General features: G+C 70.3%; 23 protein-coding genes, 1 tRNA gene and 1 other RNA gene. 15 read left to right on the forward strand and 10 right to left on the reverse strand.

The genetic code is table 11. From position 1 onward, the window contains the following. Window positions 1–109 precede the first annotated feature (109 nt). Window positions 110–1,978 (forward strand): 2-isopropylmalate synthase, encoded by a 1,869-nt coding sequence (gene leuA / locus AWC19_RS03625; protein ID WP_085076720.1) that lies wholly within the window; start codon window positions 110–112, stop codon window positions 1,976–1,978. A 63-nt stretch (window positions 1,979–2,041) separates the two neighbouring features. On the opposite strand, the gene AWC19_RS03630 is transcribed toward leuA, so the two are convergent. Next, the gene (locus tag AWC19_RS03630; protein ID WP_085076721.1) at window positions 2,042–3,034 is read right to left on the reverse strand and encodes a DEDDh family exonuclease; all 993 of its coding nucleotides are present in this window, start codon (window positions 3,032–3,034) and stop codon (window positions 2,042–2,044) included. Between the two features lie 73 nt (window positions 3,035–3,107). Between AWC19_RS03630 and AWC19_RS03635 the strand changes: the two genes are divergently transcribed. Beyond that, window positions 3,108–4,337 (forward strand): Mur ligase family protein, encoded by a 1,230-nt coding sequence (locus tag AWC19_RS03635; RefSeq protein WP_085076722.1) that lies wholly within the window; start codon window positions 3,108–3,110, stop codon window positions 4,335–4,337. Then, a complete protein-coding gene (locus tag AWC19_RS03640; protein WP_085076723.1) occupies window positions 4,330–5,037 on the forward strand; it encodes a type 1 glutamine amidotransferase in 708 nt (235 codons plus the stop codon). Before AWC19_RS03635 ends, AWC19_RS03640 begins: the two co-directional genes overlap by 8 nt. Before the next feature lie 185 nt (window positions 5,038–5,222). Here AWC19_RS03640 and recR read toward each other — a convergent pair whose 3' ends face one another. Both recR and AWC19_RS03650 read right to left on the reverse strand, forming a co-directional pair. Further along, window positions 5,223–5,834: a recombination mediator RecR gene (gene recR / locus AWC19_RS03645; protein ID WP_085076724.1), complete on the reverse strand. Its 612-nt coding sequence runs from the start codon at window positions 5,832–5,834 to the stop codon at window positions 5,223–5,225. 13 nt (window positions 5,835–5,847) lie between these two features. Beyond that, window positions 5,848–6,207, reverse strand: coding sequence for a YbaB/EbfC family nucleoid-associated protein (locus tag AWC19_RS03650; protein WP_085076725.1), 360 nt, complete (start codon window positions 6,205–6,207; stop codon window positions 5,848–5,850). Window positions 6,208–6,305: 98 nt separating this feature from the next. On the opposite strand from AWC19_RS03650, the gene AWC19_RS03655 reads away from it, so the two are divergent. Continuing rightward, a complete protein-coding gene (locus tag AWC19_RS03655) occupies window positions 6,306–7,079 on the forward strand; it encodes an Rv3717 family N-acetylmuramoyl-L-alanine amidase (RefSeq protein ID WP_085076726.1) in 774 nt (257 codons plus the stop codon). Here the strand turns inward: AWC19_RS03655 and AWC19_RS03660 are convergent. Next, a complete protein-coding gene (locus AWC19_RS03660; RefSeq protein ID WP_085076727.1) occupies window positions 7,076–7,513 on the reverse strand; it encodes an SRPBCC family protein in 438 nt (145 codons plus the stop codon). The genes AWC19_RS03655 and AWC19_RS03660 overlap by 4 nt on opposite strands. An 89-nt stretch (window positions 7,514–7,602) precedes the next feature. Here AWC19_RS03660 and AWC19_RS03665 point away from each other — a divergent pair, with 89 nt between their 5' ends. Then, on the forward strand, window positions 7,603–8,994 hold the full coding sequence (locus AWC19_RS03665; protein WP_245848682.1) for an FAD-binding oxidoreductase: 1,392 nt from the start codon (window positions 7,603–7,605) through the stop codon (window positions 8,992–8,994). Next, window positions 8,991–10,310, forward strand: a complete 1,320-nt coding sequence (locus AWC19_RS03670; RefSeq protein ID WP_211284832.1) for a class I SAM-dependent methyltransferase — start codon at window positions 8,991–8,993, stop codon at window positions 10,308–10,310. The genes AWC19_RS03665 and AWC19_RS03670 overlap by 4 nt, the downstream gene beginning before the upstream one ends. Window positions 10,311–10,359: 49 nt before the next feature. Here AWC19_RS03670 and AWC19_RS03675 read toward each other — a convergent pair whose 3' ends face one another. From AWC19_RS03675 to ffs, 3 genes are all read right to left on the reverse strand, one after another. Beyond that, window positions 10,360–12,159: a DNA polymerase III subunits gamma/tau gene (locus AWC19_RS03675; protein ID WP_085076729.1), complete on the reverse strand. Its 1,800-nt coding sequence runs from the start codon at window positions 12,157–12,159 to the stop codon at window positions 10,360–10,362. Between the two features lie 87 nt (window positions 12,160–12,246). Further along, a complete protein-coding gene (locus AWC19_RS03680) occupies window positions 12,247–13,539 on the reverse strand; it encodes an aspartate aminotransferase type Ic (protein ID WP_085076730.1) in 1,293 nt (430 codons plus the stop codon). Window positions 13,540–13,738: 199 nt separating this feature from the next. Next, window positions 13,739–13,835: signal recognition particle sRNA small type (gene ffs, locus AWC19_RS03685), an RNA gene on the reverse strand. 65 nt (window positions 13,836–13,900) lie between these two features. On the opposite strand from ffs, the gene AWC19_RS03690 reads away from it, so the two are divergent. Both AWC19_RS03690 and lucA read left to right on the forward strand, forming a co-directional pair. After that, window positions 13,901–13,989: transfer RNA gene (locus AWC19_RS03690), tRNA-Ser, on the forward strand. 114 nt (window positions 13,990–14,103) lie between these two features. After that, complete coding sequence (lucA, locus tag AWC19_RS03695; protein WP_085076731.1) at window positions 14,104–14,976, forward strand: lipid uptake coordinator LucA; 873 nt, start codon at window positions 14,104–14,106, stop codon at window positions 14,974–14,976. A gap of 7 nt (window positions 14,977–14,983) precedes the next feature. On the opposite strand, the gene AWC19_RS03700 is transcribed toward lucA, so the two are convergent. After that, entirely contained in the window at window positions 14,984–15,724 is a 741-nt protein-coding gene (locus AWC19_RS03700; protein ID WP_085076732.1) for an enoyl-CoA hydratase/isomerase family protein, read from the reverse strand. Next, window positions 15,721–16,095, reverse strand: a complete 375-nt coding sequence (locus AWC19_RS03705) for a hypothetical protein (protein ID WP_085076733.1) — start codon at window positions 16,093–16,095, stop codon at window positions 15,721–15,723. Before AWC19_RS03705 ends, AWC19_RS03700 begins: the two co-directional genes overlap by 4 nt. A gap of 119 nt (window positions 16,096–16,214) precedes the next feature. On the opposite strand from AWC19_RS03705, the gene AWC19_RS03710 reads away from it, so the two are divergent. From AWC19_RS03710 to AWC19_RS03720, 3 genes are all read left to right on the forward strand, one after another. Continuing rightward, entirely contained in the window at window positions 16,215–16,703 is a 489-nt protein-coding gene (locus AWC19_RS03710; RefSeq protein ID WP_276043065.1) for a lipoprotein LpqH, read from the forward strand. A 101-nt stretch (window positions 16,704–16,804) separates the two neighbouring features. Next, a complete protein-coding gene (locus AWC19_RS03715) occupies window positions 16,805–18,547 on the forward strand; it encodes a hypothetical protein (RefSeq protein ID WP_085076735.1) in 1,743 nt (580 codons plus the stop codon). Next, the gene (locus AWC19_RS03720; RefSeq protein ID WP_085076736.1) at window positions 18,544–19,899 is read left to right on the forward strand and encodes a CHAT domain-containing protein; all 1,356 of its coding nucleotides are present in this window, start codon (window positions 18,544–18,546) and stop codon (window positions 19,897–19,899) included. The genes AWC19_RS03715 and AWC19_RS03720 overlap by 4 nt, the downstream gene beginning before the upstream one ends. Window positions 19,900–19,902: 3 nt before the next feature. Here AWC19_RS03720 and AWC19_RS03725 read toward each other — a convergent pair whose 3' ends face one another. Further along, complete coding sequence (locus AWC19_RS03725) at window positions 19,903–20,253, reverse strand: hypothetical protein (protein ID WP_085076737.1); 351 nt, start codon at window positions 20,251–20,253, stop codon at window positions 19,903–19,905. A gap of 44 nt (window positions 20,254–20,297) precedes the next feature. Between AWC19_RS03725 and AWC19_RS03730 the strand changes: the two genes are divergently transcribed. From AWC19_RS03730 to AWC19_RS29820, 4 genes are read left to right on the forward strand one after another with little or no spacing between them, the layout of a single operon-like run. Next, window positions 20,298–21,617, forward strand: a complete 1,320-nt coding sequence (locus AWC19_RS03730; RefSeq protein WP_085076738.1) for a hypothetical protein — start codon at window positions 20,298–20,300, stop codon at window positions 21,615–21,617. Next, window positions 21,614–22,756, forward strand: a complete 1,143-nt coding sequence (locus AWC19_RS03735; RefSeq protein ID WP_085076739.1) for a hypothetical protein — start codon at window positions 21,614–21,616, stop codon at window positions 22,754–22,756. Before AWC19_RS03730 ends, AWC19_RS03735 begins: the two co-directional genes overlap by 4 nt. A 58-nt stretch (window positions 22,757–22,814) precedes the next feature. Next, window positions 22,815–23,870, forward strand: coding sequence for an NAD(P)H-dependent amine dehydrogenase family protein (locus AWC19_RS03740; protein WP_085076740.1), 1,056 nt, complete (start codon window positions 22,815–22,817; stop codon window positions 23,868–23,870). A 41-nt stretch (window positions 23,871–23,911) separates the two neighbouring features. After that, entirely contained in the window at window positions 23,912–24,058 is a 147-nt protein-coding gene (locus AWC19_RS29820; protein WP_245848684.1) for a CsbD family protein, read from the forward strand. The last annotated feature ends 78 nt before the right edge of the window (window positions 24,059–24,136 follow it).

Consider the following 24,136-nt stretch of genomic DNA (forward strand, 5'->3'; position numbering starts at 1 on the left):
CTCCTCCTCGGACGCCGCGACGGGGTCTGATCCAGACCGGCTTCCCGTCGCGGGGGTTCGCGATGCGCCGGTCTGAGGTTCCTTACTTCACAACCCCGGAGCAAATACCGTGACCAAGCCTTCCACTCCCGACGCCTACGTCTCCGCTAGGACCATCGTCAAACCCGCCGGCCCGCCCGGGCCCGAGCAGCCCCCCTGGAATCCGCAGCGCGGATCGTCGATGCCGGTCAATCGGTACCGACCGTTCGCCGAGGAGGTCGAGCCGATCCGCCTGGCCGACCGCACCTGGCCCGACCGCGTCATCGATCGCGCCCCGCTGTGGTGCGCGGTGGACCTGCGCGACGGCAACCAGGCGCTGATCGACCCGATGAGCCCGGCCCGCAAGCGCCGCATGTTCGACCTGCTGGTGCGCATGGGCTACAAGGAGATCGAGGTCGGCTTCCCGTCGGCCAGCCAGACCGACTTCGACTTCGTCCGCGAGATCATCACCGACGGCGCCATCCCCGACGACGTCACCATCCAGGTGCTCACCCAGTGCCGGCCGGAGCTGATCGAGCGCACGTTTTTGGCGTGCGAAGGCGCGCCGCGGGCCATCGTGCACTTCTACAACTCCACGTCCATCCTGCAGCGGCGGGTGGTGTTTCGCGCCGACCGGGCCGCGGTCCAGGCCATCGCCACCGACGGCGCCCGCAAGTGCGTCGAGGAGGCCGCCAAGTACCCGGGCACGCAGTGGCGCTTCGAGTACTCCCCGGAGTCCTACACGGGCACCGAGCTCGAGTACGCCAAGCAGGTGTGCGACGCCGTCGGCGAGATCATCGCGCCGACGCCGGACAACCCGATCATCTTCAACCTGCCGGCCACCGTGGAGATGGCCACGCCCAACGTCTACGCCGACTCGATCGAGTGGATGAGCCGCAACCTGGCTCGTCGCGACTCCGTCATCCTGAGCCTGCATCCGCACAACGACCGCGGAACCGCCGTCGCCGCAGCCGAATTGGGTTACCAGGCCGGCGCCGACCGCATCGAGGGCTGCCTGTTCGGCAACGGCGAGCGCACCGGCAACGTCTGCCTGGTGACGCTGGGGCTCAACCTGTTCTCCCGCGGCGTCGACCCGCAGATCGACTTCTCCAACATCGACGAGATCCGCCGCACCGTCGAATACTGCAACCAGCTGCCCGTGCACGAACGCCACCCCTACGGCGGCGACCTGGTCTACACGGCGTTCTCCGGCAGCCATCAGGACGCCATCAACAAGGGCCTCGACCAGATGAAGGTCGACGCCGACGCCGCCGACACCGACGTCGAGGACATGCTCTGGCAGGTGCCCTACCTGCCGATCGACCCCAAGGACGTCGGGCGCACCTACGAGGCGGTGATCCGGGTCAACTCGCAGTCGGGCAAGGGCGGCGTGGCCTACATCATGAAGGCCGACCACGGCCTGGCACTGCCGCGGCGGCTGCAGATCGAGTTCTCCCAGGTGATCCAGAAGATCGCGGAGGGCACCGGGGGCGAGGGCGGCGAGGTTTCCCCCAAGGAGATGTGGGACGCGTTCTCCGAGGAGTACCTGGCGCCGGTGCGGCCGCTGGAGCGCATCAGGCAGCGGGTCGAGGCGTCGGAGGAAGACGGCGGAACGACCACCATCGTCGCGACGGTCAAGATCAACGGGGTCGAAACCGAGATCAAGGGTTCCGGCAACGGCCCCCTCGCCGCCTTCGTGCACGCGCTGGGGACCGTCGGCTTCGACGTGGCCGTGCTGGACTACTCCGAGCACGCCATGAGCGCGGGTGACGACGCTCAGGCGGCGGCGTACGTGGAGGCTTCGGTGTCGATCGCGAGCGCGGCGCAGCCGGGCGAAGCGGGTCGGCACCCATCGGGGCCCGTCGGCGGGCGGACGGTGTGGGGTGTGGGCATCGCGCCGTCGATCACCACCGCCTCGCTGCGCGCCGTGGTGTCGGCGGTCAACCGCGCGTCTCGCTAGTGCCGATCGCAAGCGCGGCGCCGCGCGCCGGGCGCCGCGGGTCGGCACCATCGGCGCTCGGCCTTAGAACAGCGCGAGCTGCTGGTCGACCATGGTGGCGTCGGTGAACTCCTCCATGCTGGTGCCGCCGGCGACGGCGCGCACGCCGTCCATGAACTGGGCGTCGGACACCACCGGCACCCCCAGCTGCCGGGCCAGGTAGCCCTTGCCCTGTTCGGGGGCGGCGTCGTTGCAGACCACCAGCGAGGTCTCCCGGTCAACGGCGTCGCTGTAAGCCAGCCCGGCGTGCAGGATCCGCTCGACGAGTTCCTCGTGGGTGCGTGCCACCTCGGCCGCCAGCGCCACGCGCATGCCCTGGACGAGCGGCCGGCCCCGAACGTAGGGGCCGGGGTTCAGGTAGGGACACGGCATCCGCGATGCCAGCGCCTTCAGCGGCCGCAGCTCCTCGTGGGTGACCCGCCCGTTCGGCCACCGGCGCCGGGTCACCGGATGCACCGGCAGCCAGATGTCGCGTTGCCGCGCCCGCTCCAGCGCCGAGGCCAGCACGCCGGTCAACACCAGGGCGTCGTCGAAGGCGTCGTGCGGCCGCTCCTGGACGACGCCCCAGTGCGCCGCTAGCGTCTCGAGGCGCAGATTGTCCAGTCCCAAGTCCAGCCGGCGCGCCAGCTCGACCGTGCACATGACGTCATCGATGGGAAGCTCGGCCTCGGCTAACTCGGCCTCCGCGGCCAAAAACGCGTAGTCGAAGGCGACGTTGTGGGCCACCAGCGTGCGCCCGCGGAGCACCTCGATCAGGTCGCCGACGATGTCGGCGAACTGTGGCTGGTCTTCGAGCATGGCGGCGGTCAGGCCGTGCACATGCGTGGGGCCCGGGTCAACCCCGGGGTTGAGCAGGCTGACCACGGATTGCTCGATCCGCCCGTCGGCGTCCAGGCCCAGGGCAGCGACGCTGATGATCCGCGCCTGGCCGGGCCGGAAGCCCGAGGTCTCGACGTCGATGACGGCCCAGCCCCCGCCCGGCTCGCTGGCCGGCCGCCCCCAGGACACCCGGTTCATGCACTGAGGATGGCACGCCCGACCGACATCGCCTGGTCACCGCGCACCGTGTCGCGGCCTTTAAACTGCGCGGGTGATCACGACCCGCGCCCGCCTGGCCCTGGCCGCGGGCGCGAGCGCGCGCTGGGCCTCGCGGGTCACCGGGCGCGGGGCCGGGGCGATGATCGGCGGGCTGGTCGCGATGACGCTGGACCGCTCGGTGCTGCGCCAGCTCGGGGCCGGCCGGCGCACCGTCGTCGTCACCGGCACCAACGGCAAGTCGACGACCACCCGGATGACGGCCGCGGCGCTGGGGACGCTCGGAGCCGTCGCCACGAACGCCGAGGGCGCCAACATGGACGCCGGCCTGGTGGCCGCGCTGGCCGTCAACCGCGGCGCTCGATTGGCGGCACTCGAGGTCGACGAGATGCACGTGCCGCACGTGTCCGACGCCGTCGAGCCCGCCGTCATCGTGCTGCTCAACCTGTCGCGCGACCAGCTGGACCGGGTCGGCGAGATCAACGTGATCGAACGCACGCTGCGGGCGGGGCTGGCCCGCCATCCCGAGGCCGTCGTCGTCGCCAACTGCGACGACGTGCTGATGACCTCGGCGGCCTATGACAGCCCCCACGTCGTCTGGGTGGCCGCCGGCGGCTCCTGGGCCAACGACTCGGTCAGCTGCCCGCGCAGCGGCGAGGTCATCGTCCGCGACAACGGCCACTGGTATTCGACCGGCGCCGACTTCAAGCGGCCCAGCCCGCAGTGGTGGTTTGACGAGCACACCCTGTACGGGCCCGACGGGCTGGCCCTGCCGATGCGGCTGGCCCTGCCGGGCGCGGTGAACCGGGGCAACGCCGCGCAGGCCGTCGCCGCCGCCGTCGCGCTGGGCGCCGACCCCGCTCGGGCCGTCGCCGCCGCCTCGGCCGTCGATGAGGTCGCCGGTCGCTATCGCACCTTCCGCGTCGGCGACCACGAGGCGCGGGTCCTGCTGGCCAAGAACCCGGCCGGCTGGCAGGAGGCGCTGTCGATGGTCGACAAGCACGCCGCCGGGGTGGTCATCTCGGTCAACGGGCAGGTGCCCGACGGCGAGGACCTGTCGTGGCTGTGGGACGTGCGATTCGAGCACTTCGAGAACGCGGCGGTCGTCGCCGCCGGCGAACGCGGCACCGACCTGGCCGTGCGCCTCGGGTATGCCGGCGTCGGGCACACCCTGGTGCACGACACCGTGGCGGCCATCAAGTCCTGCCCGCCGGGGCGCGTCGAGGTTGTCGCCAACTACACCGCGTTCCTCCAGCTGCAGCGAGCGTTGGCGCGCCATGGCTGACTCGACCGTGCGGATCGGGCTGGTGTTGCCCGACGTGATGGGCACCTACGGCGACGGCGGCAACGCGCTGGTGCTGCGCCAACGGCTGCGGCTGCGCGGCATCGCCGCCGAGATCGTCGAGATCACGCTGGCCGACCCGGTGCCCGAGTCGTTGGACCTGTACACGCTGGGCGGCGCCGAGGACTACGCGCAGCGGCTGGCCACCCGCCACCTGATCCGCCACCCCGGCCTGCAGCGCGCGGCGGACCGCGGTGCGCCCGTGCTGGCGATCTGCGCGGCGGTCCAGGTCCTCGGGCACTGGTACGAGACGTCGGCGGGGGAACGCGTCGACGGCGTCGGCCTGCTGGACGCGACGACGTCCCCGCAGGAGGCGCGGTCCATCGGCGAGCTCGTCGGCAGGCCGGTGCTGGCCGGGCTGACCCAGCGGCTGACCGGCTTTGAAAACCACCGCGGCGGCACCGTCCTGGGGCCCGCGGCGTCGCCGTTGGCCACGGTCGTCAAGGGGGCGGGCAACCGGGCGGGCGACGGCTTCGACGGCGCGGTGCAGGGCAGCGTCATCGCGACCTACATGCACGGCCCCTGCCTGGCCCGCAATCCGGAGCTCGCCGACCTGCTGCTGAGCAGGGTGGTGGGCGAGCTGGCGCCCCTGGAGCTACCTGAGGTGGAGTTGCTGCGCCGGGAGCGCCTGGCGGCCAGCTGAGCTGCCGCGCCGCGCTCCAAGATCCTCCGAGGATCCGTGGCGGGCCGGCGGCGTCCACGCCAATCTTCACGCGCTGGAGCGAGAGCTCGATACTTCGTCGCCGAGACTTGCACCAGGTCCCGGTCCGCGGCGTGTCGTGTGTGCGTGGGGTCAGTGTCGCGGGGGCAGAGGCGCAGCGGGCGCCGTCACACCATCGCGCGGCGGCCGGTGAGCGCGCGGCCCAGCGTCAGCTCGTCGGCGAACTCGAGGTCGCCGCCCATCGGCAGCCCGGACGCGATCCGGGTCACGGTCAGGCCGGGGATGTCGCGCAGCATCCGGACCAGGTAGGTGGCGGTCGCCTCGCCCTCGGTGTTGGGGTCGGTCGCGATGATCACCTCGGTGATGTCGACGTCGTCGGCGCGCTCCCCGATGCGGGTCAGCAGCTCGCGGATCCGCAGCTGATCGGGCCCGACCCCGGACAGCGGATCGAGCGCGCCGCCCAGGACGTGGTAGCGGCCCCGAAACTCGCGGGTGCGCTCGACGGCCTGGACGTCCTTGGGCTCCTCGACCACGCACACCACGGACGCGTCTCGGCGGGTGTCGGCACAAATCCTGCATCGCTCGTCGTCGGAGACGTTGCCGCACACCGCGCAAAACCGCACGCCGTCGCGGACCTTCGCCAGCACCGCGGTCAGCCGGTCGATCTCCGGCGGTTCCACCGACAACAGGTGGAAGGCGATCCGCTGCGCGCTCTTGGGCCCGATGCCCGGCAGCTTGCCGAGCTCGTCGATCAGATCCTGGACCGGTCCCTCAAACATGTCGATACAGCGTTTAGAGCCCCATCTGGGGCGGCGGCGCGGCCGGCGGCGCCGGCGGTTTCGGCGGCGCGCCCATGCCGCCGGCCAGCGCGCCCAGCCGTTCCTGGGCCATCTTGGTGACCTGGCTGGAAGCGTCGCCCATGGCGCCGACGATCAGGTCCTGCAGGGTCTCGACGTCGCCGGGGTCGACGACCTTGGGGTCGATCTTGACCGCGACCACCTCGCCGCTGCCTTTGACGGTGACCTCGACCAAACCCCCGCCGGCTTGCCCGAGCACCTCAGTGTTGGCGAGCTGGTGTTGGGCTTCCAGCAGCTTTTGCTGCATCTGCTGCGCCTGGGCGAGCAGCTGGGACATGTCGCCTCCGGGTTGCATGACAATCCCCTCGAATCTTGGTCTCGAGTTGGTTTCGCCTGTGGATGTCGGGCGATTCGAAACACCCAGCGTAGACCGCGCGACGCTACCTTTGCGCCGTGGACCTACGAGTGAGCAGGCGTGTCGGAATCAAACTTCTGGTGGGGACGCTGGTCGCCGCGTCGACGGCGATCATGCCGACCGCGGCTCCGGCGGCGTGGGGGGTGCCGTCCAACATCGCCGGCATGGTCGTGTTCATCGACCCCGGCCACAACGGCTCCAACGACGCATCCATCAACCGTCAGGTGCCCACCGGGCGCGGCGGGACGAAGGACTGCCAGACCAGCGGGACCTCCACCAACAGCGGCTACATGGAACACACGTTCACCTGGGACACCGCGCTGCGGGTGCGCGCCGCGCTCAACGCGCTGGGGGTGCGGACGGCCATGTCGCGCGGCAACGACACCGCGCTGGGGCCGTGCGTCGACGCCCGCGCCGCCGCGGCCAACGCCCTGCGCCCCAACGCGATCCTGAGCATCCACGCCGACGGCGGTCCGCCGTCGGGCCGCGGTTTCCACGTCAACTACTCCGCCCCACCGCTCAACCAGGCTCAGGCCGGGCCGTCGGTGCAATACGCGCGGATCATGCGCGACCAGATGCAGGCGTCGGGCATTCCGCCGGCCAACTACATCGGCCAGGACGGCTTGTACGGGCGTTCGGACCTCGCCGGGCTGAACCTGGCGCAGTATCCGTCGGTCCTGGTCGAGTGCGGCAACATGAAGAACCCCGTGGACTCGGCGCTCATGGAGTCGGCCGAGGGCCGGCAAAAGTACGCCGACGCGATGGTGCGTGGCGTCGCGGGCTTCCTGGCCACCCAGGGCCAGGCGCGCTAGCCTTCCAGCTCCTTCTTCAGGTTCTTTAGCACCTCGCCCTGAATCCTCTTCAGCCCCAAGGGCGCAAAGGTCTTTTCGAAGAAGCCCTTGACACCGCCCGCGCCGTCCCAGGTGGTCTTGACGGTGACGCTCGAGCCCGGTCCGGCCGGGGCCACGGTCCAGTTGATGATCATCGACGAGTTCGCGTCCTTTTCGATGACGGCGTGCCCGGCGACGTCGACGTTGACCTGCACGTCGCGCACCCGGGACTTGGTCGCCTGCAGCTTCCACCTGGCGACGGTGCCCGCCCCCTGACCGCCCTGCAGCACCTGGTACTCGCTGTATTGCGGGGAGAGGATCTTCGGGCGCACGTTCTGGTAGTCGGCGACGGCGGCAAGGGTGGCCCCCGGTTCGGCGTTGATCAGGATCGTGCTGGCTGCGCTCACCTGTCCCATCAGGCGCGACCCCCTCTTGGTGTGTCGTGATGTCCTGCGCTGACGCCCGCGCGCGGGTGCACGGGGTGTGGTCGAAGACTAGGGTATATGTGGTGCCTGTCCCTGGATCTGCACTCTCGGCTCACGCAGCGGGCGTCGACCGGTTGATGGCGAGTTATCGATCCATCCCGGTTACGTCCGCCGTCCGGCTGGCCAAGCCGACTTCAAACCTGTTCCGCGCCCGCAGCAAACGCGGTGTGCGCGGGCTGGATACCTCCGGGCTGACCGGTGTGCTCGGTGTCGATCCCGACGCCCGCACCGCCGACGTGGCGGGCATGTGCACGTACGAGGATTTGGTCGCCGCCACGCTGCCGTATGGCCTCTCGCCGCTGGTGGTCCCGCAATTGAAGACCATCACGCTCGGCGGCGCGGTCAGTGGCCTGGGCATCGAGTCGGCATCGTTTCGCAACGGGCTGCCCCACGAATCGGTGCTGGAGATGGATATCCTCACCGGCGCCGGCGAATTGCTCACCGCATCCCGCAGCCAGCACCCTGACCTGTTCCGCGCCTTCCCGAATTCCTATGGGACGCTGGGATATTCGACGCGCCTGCGGATCGAGCTGGAGCCCGTCGCGCCGTTCGTGGCCTTGCGGCACATCCGGTTCCGCTCGCTGCCCGACCTGGTCGCGGCGATGGAACGCATCATCGACACCGGCGGGCAGGGCGGCACCCCGGTGGATTATTTGGACGGGGTGGTGTTCAGCGGCGACGAAAGCTACCTGTGCGTCGGCCGGCGCACCGGCACACCCGGACCGGTCAGCGATTACACCGGCAAAGACATTTACTACCAATCGATTCGGCACGATTCCACCGGCCCGGAAGCCGCCAAGGACGACCGGCTGACGATCCACGACTACTTCTGGCGCTGGGACACCGACTGGTTCTGGTGCTCACGCGCGTTCGGCGTGCAAAACCCCAAGGTCCGGCGCTGGTGGCCGCGCCGCTACCGGCGCAGCAGCTTCTACTGGAAGCTGGTGGCCCTCGACCGGCGCTTCGGCATCGCCGATCGGATCGAGAAACACAATGGCCGTCCCCCGCGGGAGCGGGTGGTGCAGGACGTCGAGGTGCCCGTCGAACGGACCGTCGAATTCCTGCAGTGGTTTTTAGAAAACGTGCCCATCACGCCGATCTGGCTGTGCCCGCTGCGGCTGCGCGACCCCAACGGCTGGCCGCTGTATCCGATGCGCCCGGACCACACTTACGTCAACGTCGGGTTCTGGTCATCGGTGCCGGCCGGCCCCACCGAAGGGGCGACCAACCGGGCCATCGAGGCGAAGGTCAGCGAGCTTGACGGGCACAAGTCGCTGTATTCCGACTCCTTCTACACCCGCGACGAGTTCGACGAGCTCTACGGCGGCGAGGCCTACAAGACGGTCAAGAAAACCTACGATCCCGATTCACGTCTCCTCGACCTTTATGCGAAGGCGGTGCAACGGCGATGACGACCACCAAAGAGCCCAACCACGCCACCCACCCTGTCGGGGGCAAGTTCACGATGGCGCAGGTCCTGGAGATCTTCGCCGCGACGGGGCGGCACCCGCTGAAGTTCACCGCGTACGACGGCAGCACCGCCGGCAGCGAGGACGCCCGGCTGGGCCTGGACCTCCGTACCCCCCGGGGCGCCACCTACCTGGCCACGGCGCCGGGCGAACTGGGCCTGGCCCGGGCCTATGTCTCCGGTGACCTGGCGACCTACGGGGTGCACCCCGGCGACCCCTACGAGCTGCTCAAGACGCTGACCGACCGGGTTCAATTCAAGCGGCCGTCGGCGCGGGTGCTGGCCAACGTAGTCCGCTCCATCGGGGTCGAATGCCTGGTACCCGTCGCGCCGCCGCCGCAGGAAGCTCCGCCGCGGTGGCGCCGGGTGGCCGCCGGCGTGGTGCACAGCAAGACCCGCGACGCGGAGGCCATTCACCACCACTACGACGTCTCCAACACCTTCTACGAATGGGTGCTGGGCCCGTCGATGACCTACACCTGCGCGGTCTACCCCCACGCCGACGCGACGCTGGAAGAGGCGCAGGACAACAAGTACCGGCTGATCTTCGAGAAGCTGCGCCTGCAGCCCGGCGACCGGCTGCTCGACGTGGGATGCGGATGGGGCGGCATGGTGCGCTACGCCGCCCGGCGCGGCGTGCACGCGATCGGCGCCACCCTGTCGGCCGAGCAGGCCAAGTGGGCGCGAAAGGCGATCGAGGACGAGGGGCTGGCGGAGCTGGCCGAGGTACGCCACTCCGACTACCGCGACGTCGGCGAGGCCGGGTTCGACGCGGTGTCGTCGATCGGGCTGACCGAGCACATCGGCGTCAAGAACTACCCCGCGTACTTCGGCTTCTTGAAGTCCAAGCTGCGCACCGGCGGGCTGCTGCTCAACCACTGCATCACCCGCCACGACAACAAGTCCACCTCCTTCGCCGGCGGCTTCACCGACCGCTACGTCTTCCCGGACGGGGAGCTGACGGGCTCGGGGCGCATCGTCACCGACATCCAGGACGTCGGTTTCGAGGTGCTGCACGAGGAGAACTTCCGGCATCACTACGCGATGACGCTGCGCGACTGGTGCCGCAACCTGGTGGCGCACTGGGACGAGGCGGTCAAAGAGGTGGGCCTGGCGACCGCGAAGGTGTGGGGCCTGTACATGGCGGCCTCGCGGGTTGCCTTCGAGCAGAACAACCTTCAGCTGCATCACGTGCTCGCGGCCAACGTCGACGCCCGCGGCGACGACGAATTGCCGCTGCGGCCGTGGTGGACGCCCTAGCCAGGGTGGCGACCCGTGGCGCCCGGCTACGCCGCGCTTACGGTCGCCACTAGCCGCCGTCGATCCGACGCGCGCCCAGCTCGTTCTGCAGCAATTCGAGCGCGGCCTCTTCGGGATCGCGCCGCGGCGCCGACGGCTCGCTGCGGCCCGCCTCGGCGAGCATGTGTTCCTCGTCGTCGTCCCGCCCGGCGGGTTCCACCGGCTCTGCGGCGGGGGCGCGGTCTTGCGCCTTGGGGGGCACGGGGTTCGCCGCGGGCGCATCGCCGACCTCACAGCGCACCCGCCAGCTCACGCCCAGCGCGTCCTTAAGGGCCTCGGCGATGACGTCGGCGTTGCGCTGTTCGCACAACCGCTTGGCCAGCGGCGCCGACGCATGCGTCAGCACCAGCGTGTCGCCCTCGATCGCGCGAACGGTCGCGCCGGCCAGCATCACCTCGGTGGTACGGCTGCGCTGGCGCACCTTGTCGCGCACCGTCGGCCACATGGTGCGCACCGCCGCGGCGTTGAGTTCCCCTGGGGCGGAGGCAGATTCGGATTCCGGTGGCGGCGGCGCCGAGGCGGGCTCGCGGGACGGCGCCGGCATCGGCTCGGCCTTGGCGGCGGGCTCTTCGGCGGTGCGGGGGGCCGCCCTTCGGGGCCGGGCGGGCGCGGCCGGGGGCTGAGGCGACGGCGCGGTCTCGGCGGCCGGGATGGACATGCCCATGCGGGTCTCGATCCGTTCGACGCGCTGCAGCAGCGCCGACTCGGCGTCGCTGGCCGAGGGCAAAAGCAGTCGCGCGCAGACCACTTCGAGCAGCAGGCGCGGCGCCGTGGCGCCGCGCATCTCACCCAGCCCGGCCTGCACCACCTCGGCGTAACGGGTCAGCGTCGCCGGGCCGATGCGGGCCGCCTGGTCGCGCATCCGGTCCAGCACGTCCTCCGGCCCGTCCACCACGCCGCGGCTCACCGCGTCCGGAACCGCCTGCAGCACAATGAGATCCCGGAACCGTTCCAGTAGGTCGGTGGCGAAGCGGCGCGGGTCGTGGCCGGCGTCGATCACCGATTCGACGGCGCCGAACAACGCGGCCGCGTCCCCGGCCGCGAGCGCGTCGACGGCATCGTCGATCAGCGCGACGTCGGTGGCGCCCAACAGCCCCAGCGCCCGCTGGTAGGTGACGTGGTTGTCCTCGGCCCCGGCCACCAGCTGATCGAGCACCGACAGGGTGTCGCGCGGCGATCCGCCGCCGGCCCGGATCACCAGCGGGTACACCGCGTCGTCGACGACGACCCCCTCCTGCTCGCAGATCCGTCCGATCAACGCCCGCATGATCTTGGGCGGCAACAGCCGGAACGGGTAGTGATGGGTGCGCGACCGGATCGTCGGCAGCACCTTCTCCGGCTCGGTGGTGGCGAAGACGAAGATCAGGTGCTCGGGCGGCTCCTCAACGATCTTGAGCAGCGCATTGAAGCCCGCGGTGGTCACCATGTGCGCCTCGTCGACGATGAACACCCGGTAGCGCGACTGCGCGGGGGCGTAGAACGCGCGGTCGCGCAGCTCGCGTGTGTCGTCGACGCCGCCGTGGCTGGCCGCGTCGAGCTCGACCACGTCGATGCTGCCCGGCGCGTTGGGTGCCAGCGCCACGCACGACTCGCAAACCCCGCACGGTGTGGCCGTCGGCCCCTGGGCGCAGTTCAGCGAGCGCGCCAAAATGCGCGCCGACGAGGTCTTGCCGCAGCCGCGCGGCCCGGAGAACAGGTACGCGTGGTTGATCCGGCCGGCTTCCAGGGCAATCGACAGCGGCTCGGTGACGTGCTCCTGCCCCACCACCTCGGCGAAGGTTGCCGGTCGGTACTTGCGGTAGAGGGCCACGGTCAGCAGGCTACCGGCGCGCGGTGACGACGGCCCGACGGGCGTCGAACGTGACCGTACGGCGCGCTTTGCGCGATTTTTCCGGCCTCAGCGCACGCTCGGCGCCGAGGAGACCAGACGCTCCGACGCCGCCAGCAGCGCGCAGGTCGCCAGGCCGTCGACCGCGTCGCGCAGGTCCGGCAGCGACGGGAACGTCGGCGCGATGCGGATGTTCTTGTCGTCCGGGTCTTTGCGGTACGGGAACGACGCGCCGGCCTCGGTCACGGCGATTCCCGCGTCCTTGGCCAGCGCGACGGTCCGCCGCGCCGTGCCGGGCAGCACGTCGAGGCTGATGAAGTAGCCGCCCTTGGGGTCGGTCCACGAGGCGATCTTGGAATCGCTGAGCCGCTTGTCCAGGATCTCGAGGGCGAGCGCGAACTTGGGCGCCAGGATCTGCTGGTGGCGCAGCATCTGCAGGCGCACCCCGTCGGCGTCGCCGAAGAACCGCAGGTGGCGCAGCTGGTTGACCTTGTCCGGACCGATCGACTTCTTGGCCGCGTACTGCAGATACCAGGCGATGTTGCCCAGCGATCCGCCCAGGAAGCTGACCCCGGCGCCGGCGAAGGTGATCTTGGAGGTGGAGGCGAAAACGTAGGGACGGTTGGGGTTGCCTGCCTTGGCCGCGAGCCCCAGCACGTCGACCTGGCGGACGAACTCGTGGGTCAGGGTGTGCACCGCGTAGGCGTTGTCCCAGAACAGCCGGAAATCCGGCGCCGCGGTCCGCATCTGGACGAGCCGGCGAACCGTCTCCCAGGAGTAGGTGATGCCGGTGGGGTTGCCGAACACCGGCACCGACCACATCCCCTTGATCGCGGGGTCGACGGCGACGAGCTCCTCGATCAGGTCGACGTCGGGGCCGTCGTCCAGCATCGGGACCGGGATCATCTCGATGCCCATCGTCTCGGTGATCGCGAAGTGGCGGTCGTAGCCGGGGACGGGGCACAGGAACTTCACGACCGGCTCGTCCTTCCAGGCCCGCGGCGAGTCCACCCCGCCGTACAGCATCGAGAAGGCGACGAGGTCGTGCATCAGCTCCAGGCTGGAGTTGTTTCCCGCGATCAGGTTTTGCACCGGGATCCCCAGCAACTCGCCGAAGATGGCCCGCAGTTCCGGCAGGCCGTGCAGGCCGCCGTAGTTGCGGGTGTCGGTGCCCTCGGCGTCGCGGTAGTCGTCTCCAGGCAGGCTGAGCAGCTGGTTGGACAGGTCGAGCTGCTCCGGTGCCGGTTTGCCGCGGGTCAGGTCCAGCGCGAGCTTCTTGGACTGCAGCTCGGCGTAATCGGCCTGGTTGCGGGCGTGCACGGCGGCGAGCTCGTCAGGGCTGAGGGAATCGAACGAAACCATAGCTATTGCGGGACCTTTCGGCGTCCAACCCGGGTGGGGAAACCTAGCGCGGCGGAGCCGGGCGCAGCGGGTCGCCACTCATCGAACCTAGTGGCGATCGCAAGCGCGGCGGAGCCGGGCGATGCGGGTCGCCACTCATCCAACCTAGTGGCGATCGCAAGCGCGGCGGAGCCGGGCGATGCGGGTCGCCACTCATCGAACCTAGGGGACCCCGCGCACCCGACAGAGCCCATTGACCCTTGCTGCCTTCCGGCCCTGGGGGAGTTCACAGGATAGACGCCGCGCGGGGTCCTCCGCCGAGTCTAACGCCTGGGCGGAAGGGATTGGCGGCGGCCGTGACGCGCTCGGTTACCATGGCCACGGAGGATTCGCCTAGTGGCCTATGGCGCTCGCCTGGAACGCGGGTTGGGTTAATAGCCCTCGCGGGTTCAAATCCCGCATCCTCCGCCACCGGTCGTGCTCCGTCGAGACGCGGCCCAAGCACCGACGTTGTTTGGAATCGGTTTAACCGGCCTTTAGGCTGGCTTACCGGCCGATAGGGCTCACGCCAGCATGAGGAGATTTATGGGGCGGCGCACGAGCGCAATCGTGTGGCACGGACTGTTCTCGTGGTTATGCGTGTTGTCGCATGCCCTCTTGTCGATCGCGGGCGGCGTCCTCTACTTCTTCTTCGTTCTCCCCCGCTGGCCCGAGCTGATGGGCGACACCGCCCACTCGTTGGGGACGACGCTGCGCATCGTGGCCGGCGCCCTGATCGGGCTCGCGGCGGTGCCCGTGGCGCTTCAGCTGGTGCGCAGCCGCAAGCCGGAGTTGGGCGCGCCGCAGCTGGCCCTGACCATCAGGGTCTGGTCGATCGTGGCCCACGTGCTGGCCGGCGTGCTGATCATCGGCACCGCGATCAGCGAGATTTGGCTCAGCCTGGATACCGCCGGCCGCTGGTTGTTCGCGATTTACGGCGCCGCCGCCGCGATCGCCGTGCTCGGTTTCTTCGCGTTCTATCTGTCGTTCGTCGCCGAATTGCCCCCGCCGCCGCCGAAACCGATCAAGGCCAAGAAGCCCAAGGGGCGCCGCCTGCGCCGCAAGAAGGCCGAAGAGGCGGACGCTGAAGGCACCGATGACGCCGAAGCCACCGAAGCCGCGCCCGAAGACACCGAGACCCAAGAGACCCAAGAGACCCAAGAGACCCAAGAGACCGAAGAAGCCGACGGAGTCGGCGAACCACAGACCGAAGAGGCCGAAGAGACGGAAGAGCCCGCCGAAACGGCCGTCGAGCCCGTCGCCGAAGCCGAACCGGCTAGCGAAGAAGCACCCGAGGAGCCGGACACCAAGGCCGCCGAAGCAGCTCCGGGCGGACTGCGCAACCGCCGCCCGACGGGCAAGGGCTCGCACCGGATGCGGCGCAGGCGCACCCGCGGCGGCGTCGCGCTCGACGAATAAGCCGGCCTCAGCGTCGCCGCAGGTTTTCCACGTACGCCGCGAGGCGCTGCCGGGTCTCCTCGGCGCCCCACAGCCGGCGCACCTCGGCGTCGATCGGGCCGGCCTCACGCATCCGCGCCAGGCTGGGTGCGCGCAGCTGGGCCTTGGTGTGGCGGTAGGCGTCGACGGCGACGTCGCCGAGATCGGACGCCTCCTTTACCGCCGCCTGCATCAGATCGTCGTCGACGACGCGGTGGGCCAGCCCGTTTGCGACGGCGTCGGCGCCGCGGTAGACGCGGCCGCCGAGCAGCGCGTCCTCGGCGCGGTCCCCGCACGCGTACCGCATCACCTCGAGCGCCGCGACCGGGAACGGCACGCCGACGCGGACCTCGGAGGCCCCGATCTGCGCCTCGGGTGCGATCAGCCGGCGGTCGCAGGCGCAGGCCATCACGCACCCGCCGGCGATGGCGGCGCCGTTGACGGCGGCCACCGTCGGGCCCGGGTAGCTAAACATCGCCTCGAACGCCTCGGAGAGCGCCGGAATCAGGCGATCGGTGTAGTTTGCGCCGCCGTCCACCACCCGGTTGAGGTCGACGCCGGCGCTGAACACCTTGCCGGCGCCGGTGATCACGAGCGGGTCCGCGCCGGAGTTCCGCAGCTCGCCCAGCGCCCCCGCGAGCTCCTCGAGCAGCTCGACGTCGAGGGCGTTGACGCGCCCCGACGACAGGGTCAGCACCCGTACCGGGGCGACGGACCGGATCTCGATCACGGTGACACGATAACGACAGGGATGTCGGTGTTCTCGTCGGTGTGATAGCTCGCGCACACCCGGTGATAGCCGTCGGCGATCTGCAGCGGGACACCGGTGGTGAAGTCGCCGCGCACCAGCAGGATTGGCGACAACGGTTGACCCTTCTCGATCTTGGCCAGGTCCGCCGCGACGTGCGGGTTGTCCACCGGCAACAGGCTCAGCCGCGCCGCCCGCAGAATGTCCTTGGCCTTCTTGTACTTGATCGCCCCGGCCTTCAGCTTCTTGGTCAACTTGGTGACCGACTTCGCGTTCGCGAGCAGGGCGAGGTAGTCGGCGGCCGCCGGAAAGTCATGGGCCTCAGGCCTTTCCAACCACTTCACGCCCGCCACCGCTTGTCTCCCTTCCTGGGCCGATGTCGACGCAGCCTACCGGGTCGACGCGGAAATTGGGATCGGTAGCGGCCGGCGGCGCCTGTACTTGCGCCATGGCGACGCCAATGGGGCGGCGCATGAAGGAGGGAACTGCAGTGAAACGTCTTCTCGCGGCAGCCATTGGAAGCCTGGGCGCCGCGTCGGCGCTGGTGGCCTGCTCCAGCGGCGGCCACACGGCCAGCCCGGCGGCCAGCGTCGCCAACGGCGGCGGGGCGCAGGTGAAGGTGGCCGGCGCCGACCTGGCGGGCCTGGACCCTGCCTCGGTGACCTGCGTCCGGACCGCCGGCAAGATCGACATCGGCAGCGGGTCGACAAACGGCGGCCGGCAGGCGCTCGCCGTCGTGATGACCGACGAGCCCACCCCGAAGGTCGAGTCGCTGATGATGGTCGTCGACGGCAACGCCTTGTCGGTGGCCAACGGCATGGGCGGAAAGAACGGCTCGGCCAACGTGGCGGTCGACGGCAAGACCTACACCATCACCGGTCAGGCGCAGGGCGCCGACCTGAAAAACCCGATGGCCGGAGTGATCACCAAGGACTTCAACATCAAGGTGACGTGCGGCTGATCGACGAAGACTCCGGGCGGCGGACGTCCCCCCACTCACGCGTCCGCCGCTCCGGGCTCGGCCGCTCGCCGCGTGCACGATGGCGGACTTATGATGCAGCCGTGTCGATCCCCGGCGAATTGCAGAACGCCCGCGGGCTGGCGTTCGCCGCCGACGAAACGCGGGCCCGGGACCTGCTGCTGTCCCTGGTGCCGCAGATCGAGCGGGAAGACAGGGACGACCTGATGCTGGAAGTGCTTGCGCAGCTGGGCGAAATCTACCTCGCCCGCGGCGCGAACGACGGGGTGCGCGAATCCATTCGGCGCATCCGGGACTGCCTGGCGATCTACTCGGCGATCGCCGCCGGGACGATGCCGGACGCCGCGCGCCAGGTGCGCATGTCCGACGCCGAGGTGGCGCACATGATCCGCCGCTACACGCGGCGGGCGCAATTCCTGGAAACCGGGCTGGCCGCGGCCCTGGGCGAGCACGACGACGCCGCCGCGAAGCTGGCCGCGCTGTGCGACGGATCCGCCGACGACGGGGATGCCGCCGACCTCGCCGACGAATGCTCGTATCTGCGCACCTACGCCCAAACACTTTGCGCCACAGCGCTTTGCGATGACGACCTGCATGTGCAGTCCGTCCCGCTGTGGGACCGGGCGCTCGACGGGCTGGACTCTCACGGCAACGGCGGACCGGTCGCCGACCACCTGATGGTGGAAACCGCCACCGCGTACGGCAGATTCTGCGTCGAGACCGGCCGGTTGTCCGAGGCCGAGCCCTGGTTGCGGCGCGCGGAGGCCCGCGCGCGCGCGAACGGATGGGAGCTTGCCTGCGCCCGAACGCAACTGGAGCGCGCGGCGGCCGCGTGGCTGGTGGGGGATCACGCGACGACCGAGCGGCTGGTCTCGGAGGCATATCCCGTCATCGCCCGATATGACCGCGCGCACGACGCCGCCCGCTGCTGGCTGTACATGGGCCTCACGCGGCTGGGATCCGGTGCGTTGGAGGCCGCCGACGAGTGCTGGGAGCACGCCGAGCGCCACTGGCGACAACTCGGCAAACCCTTGCACTTGCATCGAATTCTGTTGCAGCGCAGCTGGATAGCGATCTTCTGGAGCCGCTTCGCCGATGCCGTCGAGCTGATCGCCCAGGCCCGCGAACTGCTCGACTCCTCGCCACGCAGCAGCTGGTTGCAGTACGCCAAGCTTGACAATCACCTCGGCACCGTCTGGCGTGCCGACGCCTTGGCGGATCTGGGCTTTGACAGTTCGGGCGATCCCTACGAGACGCTGCAGGAAACCGAGGCGCGCCAAGCCGAGGGAATCGGCGTCCTGCTCGGCGAGGTCGGCACTCCGCAGTACCGGCGCGGGCTCGCCAAACTCGAACAGGCCGCCGAGCTCAAGGTGCCGGCCGCGCTGGCGGTCGACTCCGTACGGTATTCGATCGCCGACGCCGACGCGAGAGCGCGCTGGGCGGCGGGCGTTTCGGCGCCCATGCTGGCCGGCGCCTTCGCCGTCGCCTGGGAATGGGAAAACACCCAACTGGTCAGCGAGTTGGTCGAATACCACAGCGCGCGTGGTACTTTCGACAAGGACCCGCGGCGGCCGGCGATCGGCGAATGGGCGTCGACGGCGACCTCGACCGCGCTCATCGACGCCAACGCGGAACCCGCCGCGGCGCTGGCGGCGGCGGGGCCGGCGGCGGGTGCTGGCGCGTCGCTGACGCGGCTCGGGCCATTGCCTCCGTTGCAGATGCAGCCCGACAGCCCACCGATCCTGGATCGCTATCGCGCACTGGCATTCCAGCGCTACGGCCGCGACGTCACCGCCGCCGGGCCCGCCTGGTCGACCTGGCCATGAGCGAGCCGGCCCGGCTCACCCTGGTTTTGCGGTTCGCCGACGTCGGCATCGCCACCTACGCCAGCTTGCGGATCGTGGGTCAGCCGTCGCGGACCGTCGCCTGGGTGGTGGAGGAACCGATCCTGCTCGCGGCCGTGCAAGAGCTCACCGGTGCCTTGCCCGAGCCGCACGGCACCGAGAGCCGAGATGGCGCCATCGAGCGCGCGCTGACCGCCGGAGCCTTCGCGGCGGTCGACACCGAACTCACGCTCGCCTACATCCTGGGTGTGCTGCTGATCGGCCCGGCCGGGTGGCAGCTGCTGCTGGAGTGCGTAACCTCGCCGCGCGCAACGCTGTTCGTGTCCCCCAGCGCTCGGCTCGCGCGCGTCCCATGGGGGCTGTTGGCGGTGCCCAAATCGGGACCGAGCAAAGAGGAGCTGGTGCGCGCCCGCCAGGAGGCCATCACGGCCAGCGGCAGGGTCGCCGCCCGGATCCCATGGCAGCTGACGAACATCGGCGACCACACCGACGGCCATCGGCTGATGGAATTGGTCGACGTGCTGATGGCGGTGCCACAAAACATCGTCCACGCGCCTCGGGCGCCGGCCGGCTGGGACTCCCGCAGCGACGGCCCGCCGGTGCTGGTCCTCGATCCGCGGGTGCCGGGACAGCGGCCCGACTCCGCGCTCGGGTCGGTGCTCGGCCGCCCGTCACCGGAAACCCCACTGGCGCAACACTTCACCGCGCTGATGCGCGAGCGCACCGTGTTGCCGAACGTCGGCGCGGCGGTCGAGTTGTTCCGTCGCCAAGACGCCGACCGCGTATGGCTGGCCGATCTCCTGGCGCAGCGGCCCAGCAGGCTGATGTACGTCGGACACGCCAGCTCCGCCGACGGCCAGTCGGCCGACCGTGCGGCGCTGCACCTGGCCTGCCCGGCCACGATCCCGGGCGACGCCGACCTGATCGGAGACCACCGCCCACTGACCGCGTCGGACCTGATGTCGCTGCGACTGCCGTTGCCGCCACGGGTGGCCCTGCTGGCGTGCGGCTCGGGCGGGGACTACCGGTTCGACGAGGCGACCGGCTTGGTGGCGGCGATGATCCTGGGTGGCGCGCAGCTGGTGACCGCGACCCTGTGGTCGCTGCCGACGACCGCGGCCTACCGGCAGTTTTCGGCGACGACCGGCGCAGAGCCCGACCCGATGGCCGATCTGGTGATCGCCGTGGATCACGCGCACCAAGGCGCCGAGGCCGGCGGCGCGGTCAATCGGTGGCAGCGGGCGCAGATGCGACGCTGGCGCGGCGGCGACACCACCGCCAGCCCGCTCTATTGGGGTGCCCTGGCGACGTTCGCCGTCGACGGCGCCCGGTAGCGCTCACCCCGAGGTCGCGTGGGCGGCGAGCACAGCCTCGGCGTCCGTGGGCAGCGAAAGCTTTTCGGGCACAGCGGGATCGAACGCCACCAAGACGACCAGCCCCGGGCGCAGCGTCGCCACGTCCGCGCCGGCGTCACAAGGCACCAACTTGCCGACGAACGTCTCGCCCGACACGGCAACCACCTCGATGAAAACCTGGCGCTCACCGGCGGTGCGGACGGTACCGACCCCGACCGCGCGACCCACCACCTCCCGGCGCCGGGCCCGCGCGCACCGGCCGGCCCGCGACAGCAGCGTCACTAGCTTCTCCATGCCACCAGGCTCTTCGACCCGGCCGGCTACCGAACCCAACTTTTCGGCTGCCGATAATTTTCGTGAACCCCTATCCTGTCCAGGTGAGCGCGGATTCGCAGGTCGCGACTGTCGTCACCGTCGGCCAGCCGCGGCGGTCGGTGATCGAGGCGGCGTGGCGGGCGATCGGTCCCGGGGTGGAGGTGCTCAGCAGCGACGACGGCGGCCCGCTGAGCCGCACCGTCAAACGCATCATCGACCCGCTGGTGCTGCGGCTGCGGTCCAACCCGCAATACTCGGCCCCCGTCGTCGCGCCCGAGACGGCGGCCGCGATGCACGAGCTGATCGTCGCCAACGCGAACGAATTGCGTTCGGCCGCCGCGTGGTTCGAGACGCTGAAGCTCGAGCGCCGCAGGCAGCGGATACGCAGCGGCAACGCCCAGGAACTGTACTTTCCGGTGTGCTTCGAGCTGGCGGTGACGAAAGGCCCACCGGCGCCGCAGGATCGCGAGTCCGCGGCGGCGGTGCTCGCCGACATTCACCAGGGACGCGACCGCACCGGGATCGAGGTGCTGCACCAGTACGTGGCCGACCCCGACGTCGTGGCCAAGCTGGCCGATCAGCTCGACCGGAGCTGGCGCGACGTGCGGCCGGGCGAGACCGTCATCGGCCCCTTCATGGCCGAGCTCGAGACCGTGCTCGGGCCGGCCGGCACCCATCGCGCCGAGGCCGCGCGGCAGCGGGTCTGGTCGGCCGTGATCGTCGACGCCACCCCGTACAACCTCGGCGCCCTGGCCCGCGTGGGCGACGCCGAGCTGCCCTGGTCGATCGTCGAGCTCGGCCTGAGTTCGGTTGAGCCGCAACGACCCCCGGGGATCTCCGGCGGCTCGGACAGCGATCGTCCGCTCGATCGCAGCGTGGTGGACCGGGTGCGCGCGACGCTGCGGCGCGCCCTGGACCGCGACGCGTTGCCCGACATCCCGCTGCTATGCGAGGAGGAGGTCGACCGGGCCTGCGCACCATGGGGACTGCTGTCGGAGGACAAGCAGGCCGCGCTCGTGGCCGGCATCGAGGTGGCGGTGGAGCTGTCTCCGCTGGACCCGTCCGTCGCCGGCCGCTACGCGCTGGCCGCGCAGATTCAGGCCCGGCTGCGCAAGGAGGCCTACGTGCTGCACGCCCGGCGCTACCTGGCCGAGGGCGGCCCGATCCATCCGCGCCAACAGCAAGTGGTCGACGACCTCGCCGCCTACGCACAGCCCTACCTCAGCCGGCTGTGGGCCCGCCTGCACGGGCGCGACGTCTGGCAAGAGCCCTGCGACGACGTCGACGAGGTGCGGTCGCTGCTGGAGGGGGTGGCGCGGTCGGTGAGCCTGGACCACCGGCAACGAATCAAGGCGATGCTCGAATTGCAGGTGGCCGGATGAAATTGGTTGCCGACGCCGGACTTTGGAGCACCGGTCCCAGCACCGTGGAGCCCCCGCTCGTCGCCGTGCTCGAGGTCACCGGCGCGGTGCTGTCCTGGACCGTCGACGACCCGGCAGCCGACGCGGCCACCCGGATCACCTTCACCGATCCGTCCCGCGCCGACTGGCTCTGGCGCGTCCTGGGCGAATCCGGGCACGTCGCCGTCACCGGCGCCCTGGCGTCGGAACGGGACGCGGACGACGCGCACACCATCGAGCTCGCCGGCGTCGACATCGTTCCCGGATCGGTCGGACCGCTGCGCAGGCTGGCCGTCGGCCACTGGCTGCGGCGGTGGTGGCCCGCCAGCCGGCGCGACGGCATAGTCGGCCTGGACCGTGCGCTGCTCGACGCCGAGGTCGCCCTGCTGACGTCCGGCGCGCAGGCTTATTTTTTCGACGACACGTTGGATTCCGACGTGGTCGAGCTGCTGGCACCGCACGCCCCGGCCCTGCTGACCCACCTGCGCGAGGGCGATCCCCGGGTGCTCGATTTGGTCCGTGCCGCCGCCGGGCTCGCGGACGAAGTAGGCATCGAAGACGCGGGGTGGCCGGAACTGTATGCGGCCCTTGACGATTCGGGTTCGCTCGTCGCGATGCCGAGCGGGCGCCGCGACGACTACGCGCTGGCCGCCGGCGCCGGAGGTGGCGCGCGCGGTGGGGTGTCGATCGCCCAAGGCGCCGCCGCGATCAACTGGAGCGCGGTGCCGCCCGGCATTTTCGATGCCGCCGAAGACACCGTCGAGTGGCGCGTCGAGGCGGCCGGGGCGTCGGTGGTCGCCGTGGTGCACGCCGCTGTCATCGGACCGGCTCCGGCCACGGGCATCGCGGTGCGGCTGCGATCCGGGGCGATCAGCGGCAGCGGCGCCATGGACGCCGGCGGCGGCGCGACCCTGCCCCTGGCCGACGACCGTCGGGGGCCCCTCACGGAATCGGCGGCCTGGGACCACGACTGGTCGGCCACCTCGGTCGTTGTCGGCGCCGACGTATCGGAGTCCGGCGAGGCGCGCGACCGGGCTCGCCGGTGGGCGCGGTCCCGCTTGGACCGGCCACCCGCCGACGCGTTCCTCGCCGAGATTTTGGCCGCCGAATCGGATTACTGACCCCGCTCCGGAAATTGCACTCTCGCTAATGAGAGCGTCATTACCCTATGCTGAGCGGGTGCCAAGTACCTATCGGGTCGTCCAATGGAACACCGGAAACGTCGGCAAGAGCTCGTTGCAGTCCATCGCCGACCACCCCGGCCTGGAGCTGGTGGGCTGCTATGCCTGGTCGCCGGAGAAGGTCGGCCGCGACGCCGGCGAGCTGGTCGGCATAGCCCCGGTGGGCGTAGCGGCCACCAACGACGTCGACGCGCTGCTCGCCCTCAAGCCGGACTGCGTGGTCTACAACCCCATGTGGATCGACGTCGACGAGCTGGTCCGCATCCTGTCGGCGGGCGTCAACGTGGTCACGACGGCGTCGTTTGTCACCGGAACCAACCTCGGGCAGGGCCGCGACCGGATCGTCGAAGCCTGCCAGAAGGGCGGCGCGACAATCTTCGGGTCCGGCGTCAGCCCCGGGTTCGCCGAGCTTTTGGCCATCGTGTCGGCGATGGTGTGCAACCGCGTCGACAAGGTCAGCGTCATCGAAGCCGCCGACACCACGTTCTACGACTCGCCGGCGACCGAGAAACCCGTCGGCTTCGGCCAGCCGATCGACCACCCGGACCTGCAGGCGATGACCGAGCACGGCACGGCCATCTTCGGCGAGGCGGTCCGCCTGGTGGCCGACGCGCTGGGCGTCGAGCTCGACGAGGTGCGCTGCGTGGCCGAATACGCCCAAACCACGGCCGATCTCGACCTCGGGTCCTGGACCATACCTGCGGGATGCGTGGCGGGCGTCTACGCGAGTTGGCAGGGCATCGTCGGCGGCAAGACCCTGATCGACCTCAACGTCCGGTGGCGCAAGGGGCAGACGCTCGAGCCCGACTGGAAGATCGACCAGGACGGCTGGGTCATCCAGATCGACGGGCAGCCCACGGTCACCACCAAGGTTGGCTTCCTCCCCCCGCCGTATTTCCAGGCCGAGACCATCGCCGATTTCATGACGCTCGGACACATCATGACGGCGATGCCGGTGATCAACGCGATCCCGGCCGTGGTGGCCGCCCCACCGGGCATCGTCACCTACACCGACCTGCCGCTCACGCTGCCGCGCGGCCAGGCCAAGGTGTAGGCCAGTTTGGCCGCCGCACGGCCTCGGGTATGCACCGAAACATGACTGCTACGAAGGAGACCGTGGGCAGGCTCACCGGCAACCGGCGCACACAGCGCGAGGGCGTGCTGGATCAGGTCAAGGCCAACGCGAAAGACCAAGGCGAGCGGATGCGGGACGCCTTCCGGGCTAGGGGTCGCCGGCCCTAGGTGTACCCGGCCATAACGTTGGTTACAGGCGGCTGATGGGTGGTAGGCCGCTGAGTGCGCTGTGGCGGCGTTGAGTGT

The organism is Mycobacterium palustre (genome assembly GCF_002101785.1).
GTDB classification, from domain to species: domain Bacteria; phylum Actinomycetota; class Actinomycetes; order Mycobacteriales; family Mycobacteriaceae; genus Mycobacterium; species Mycobacterium palustre.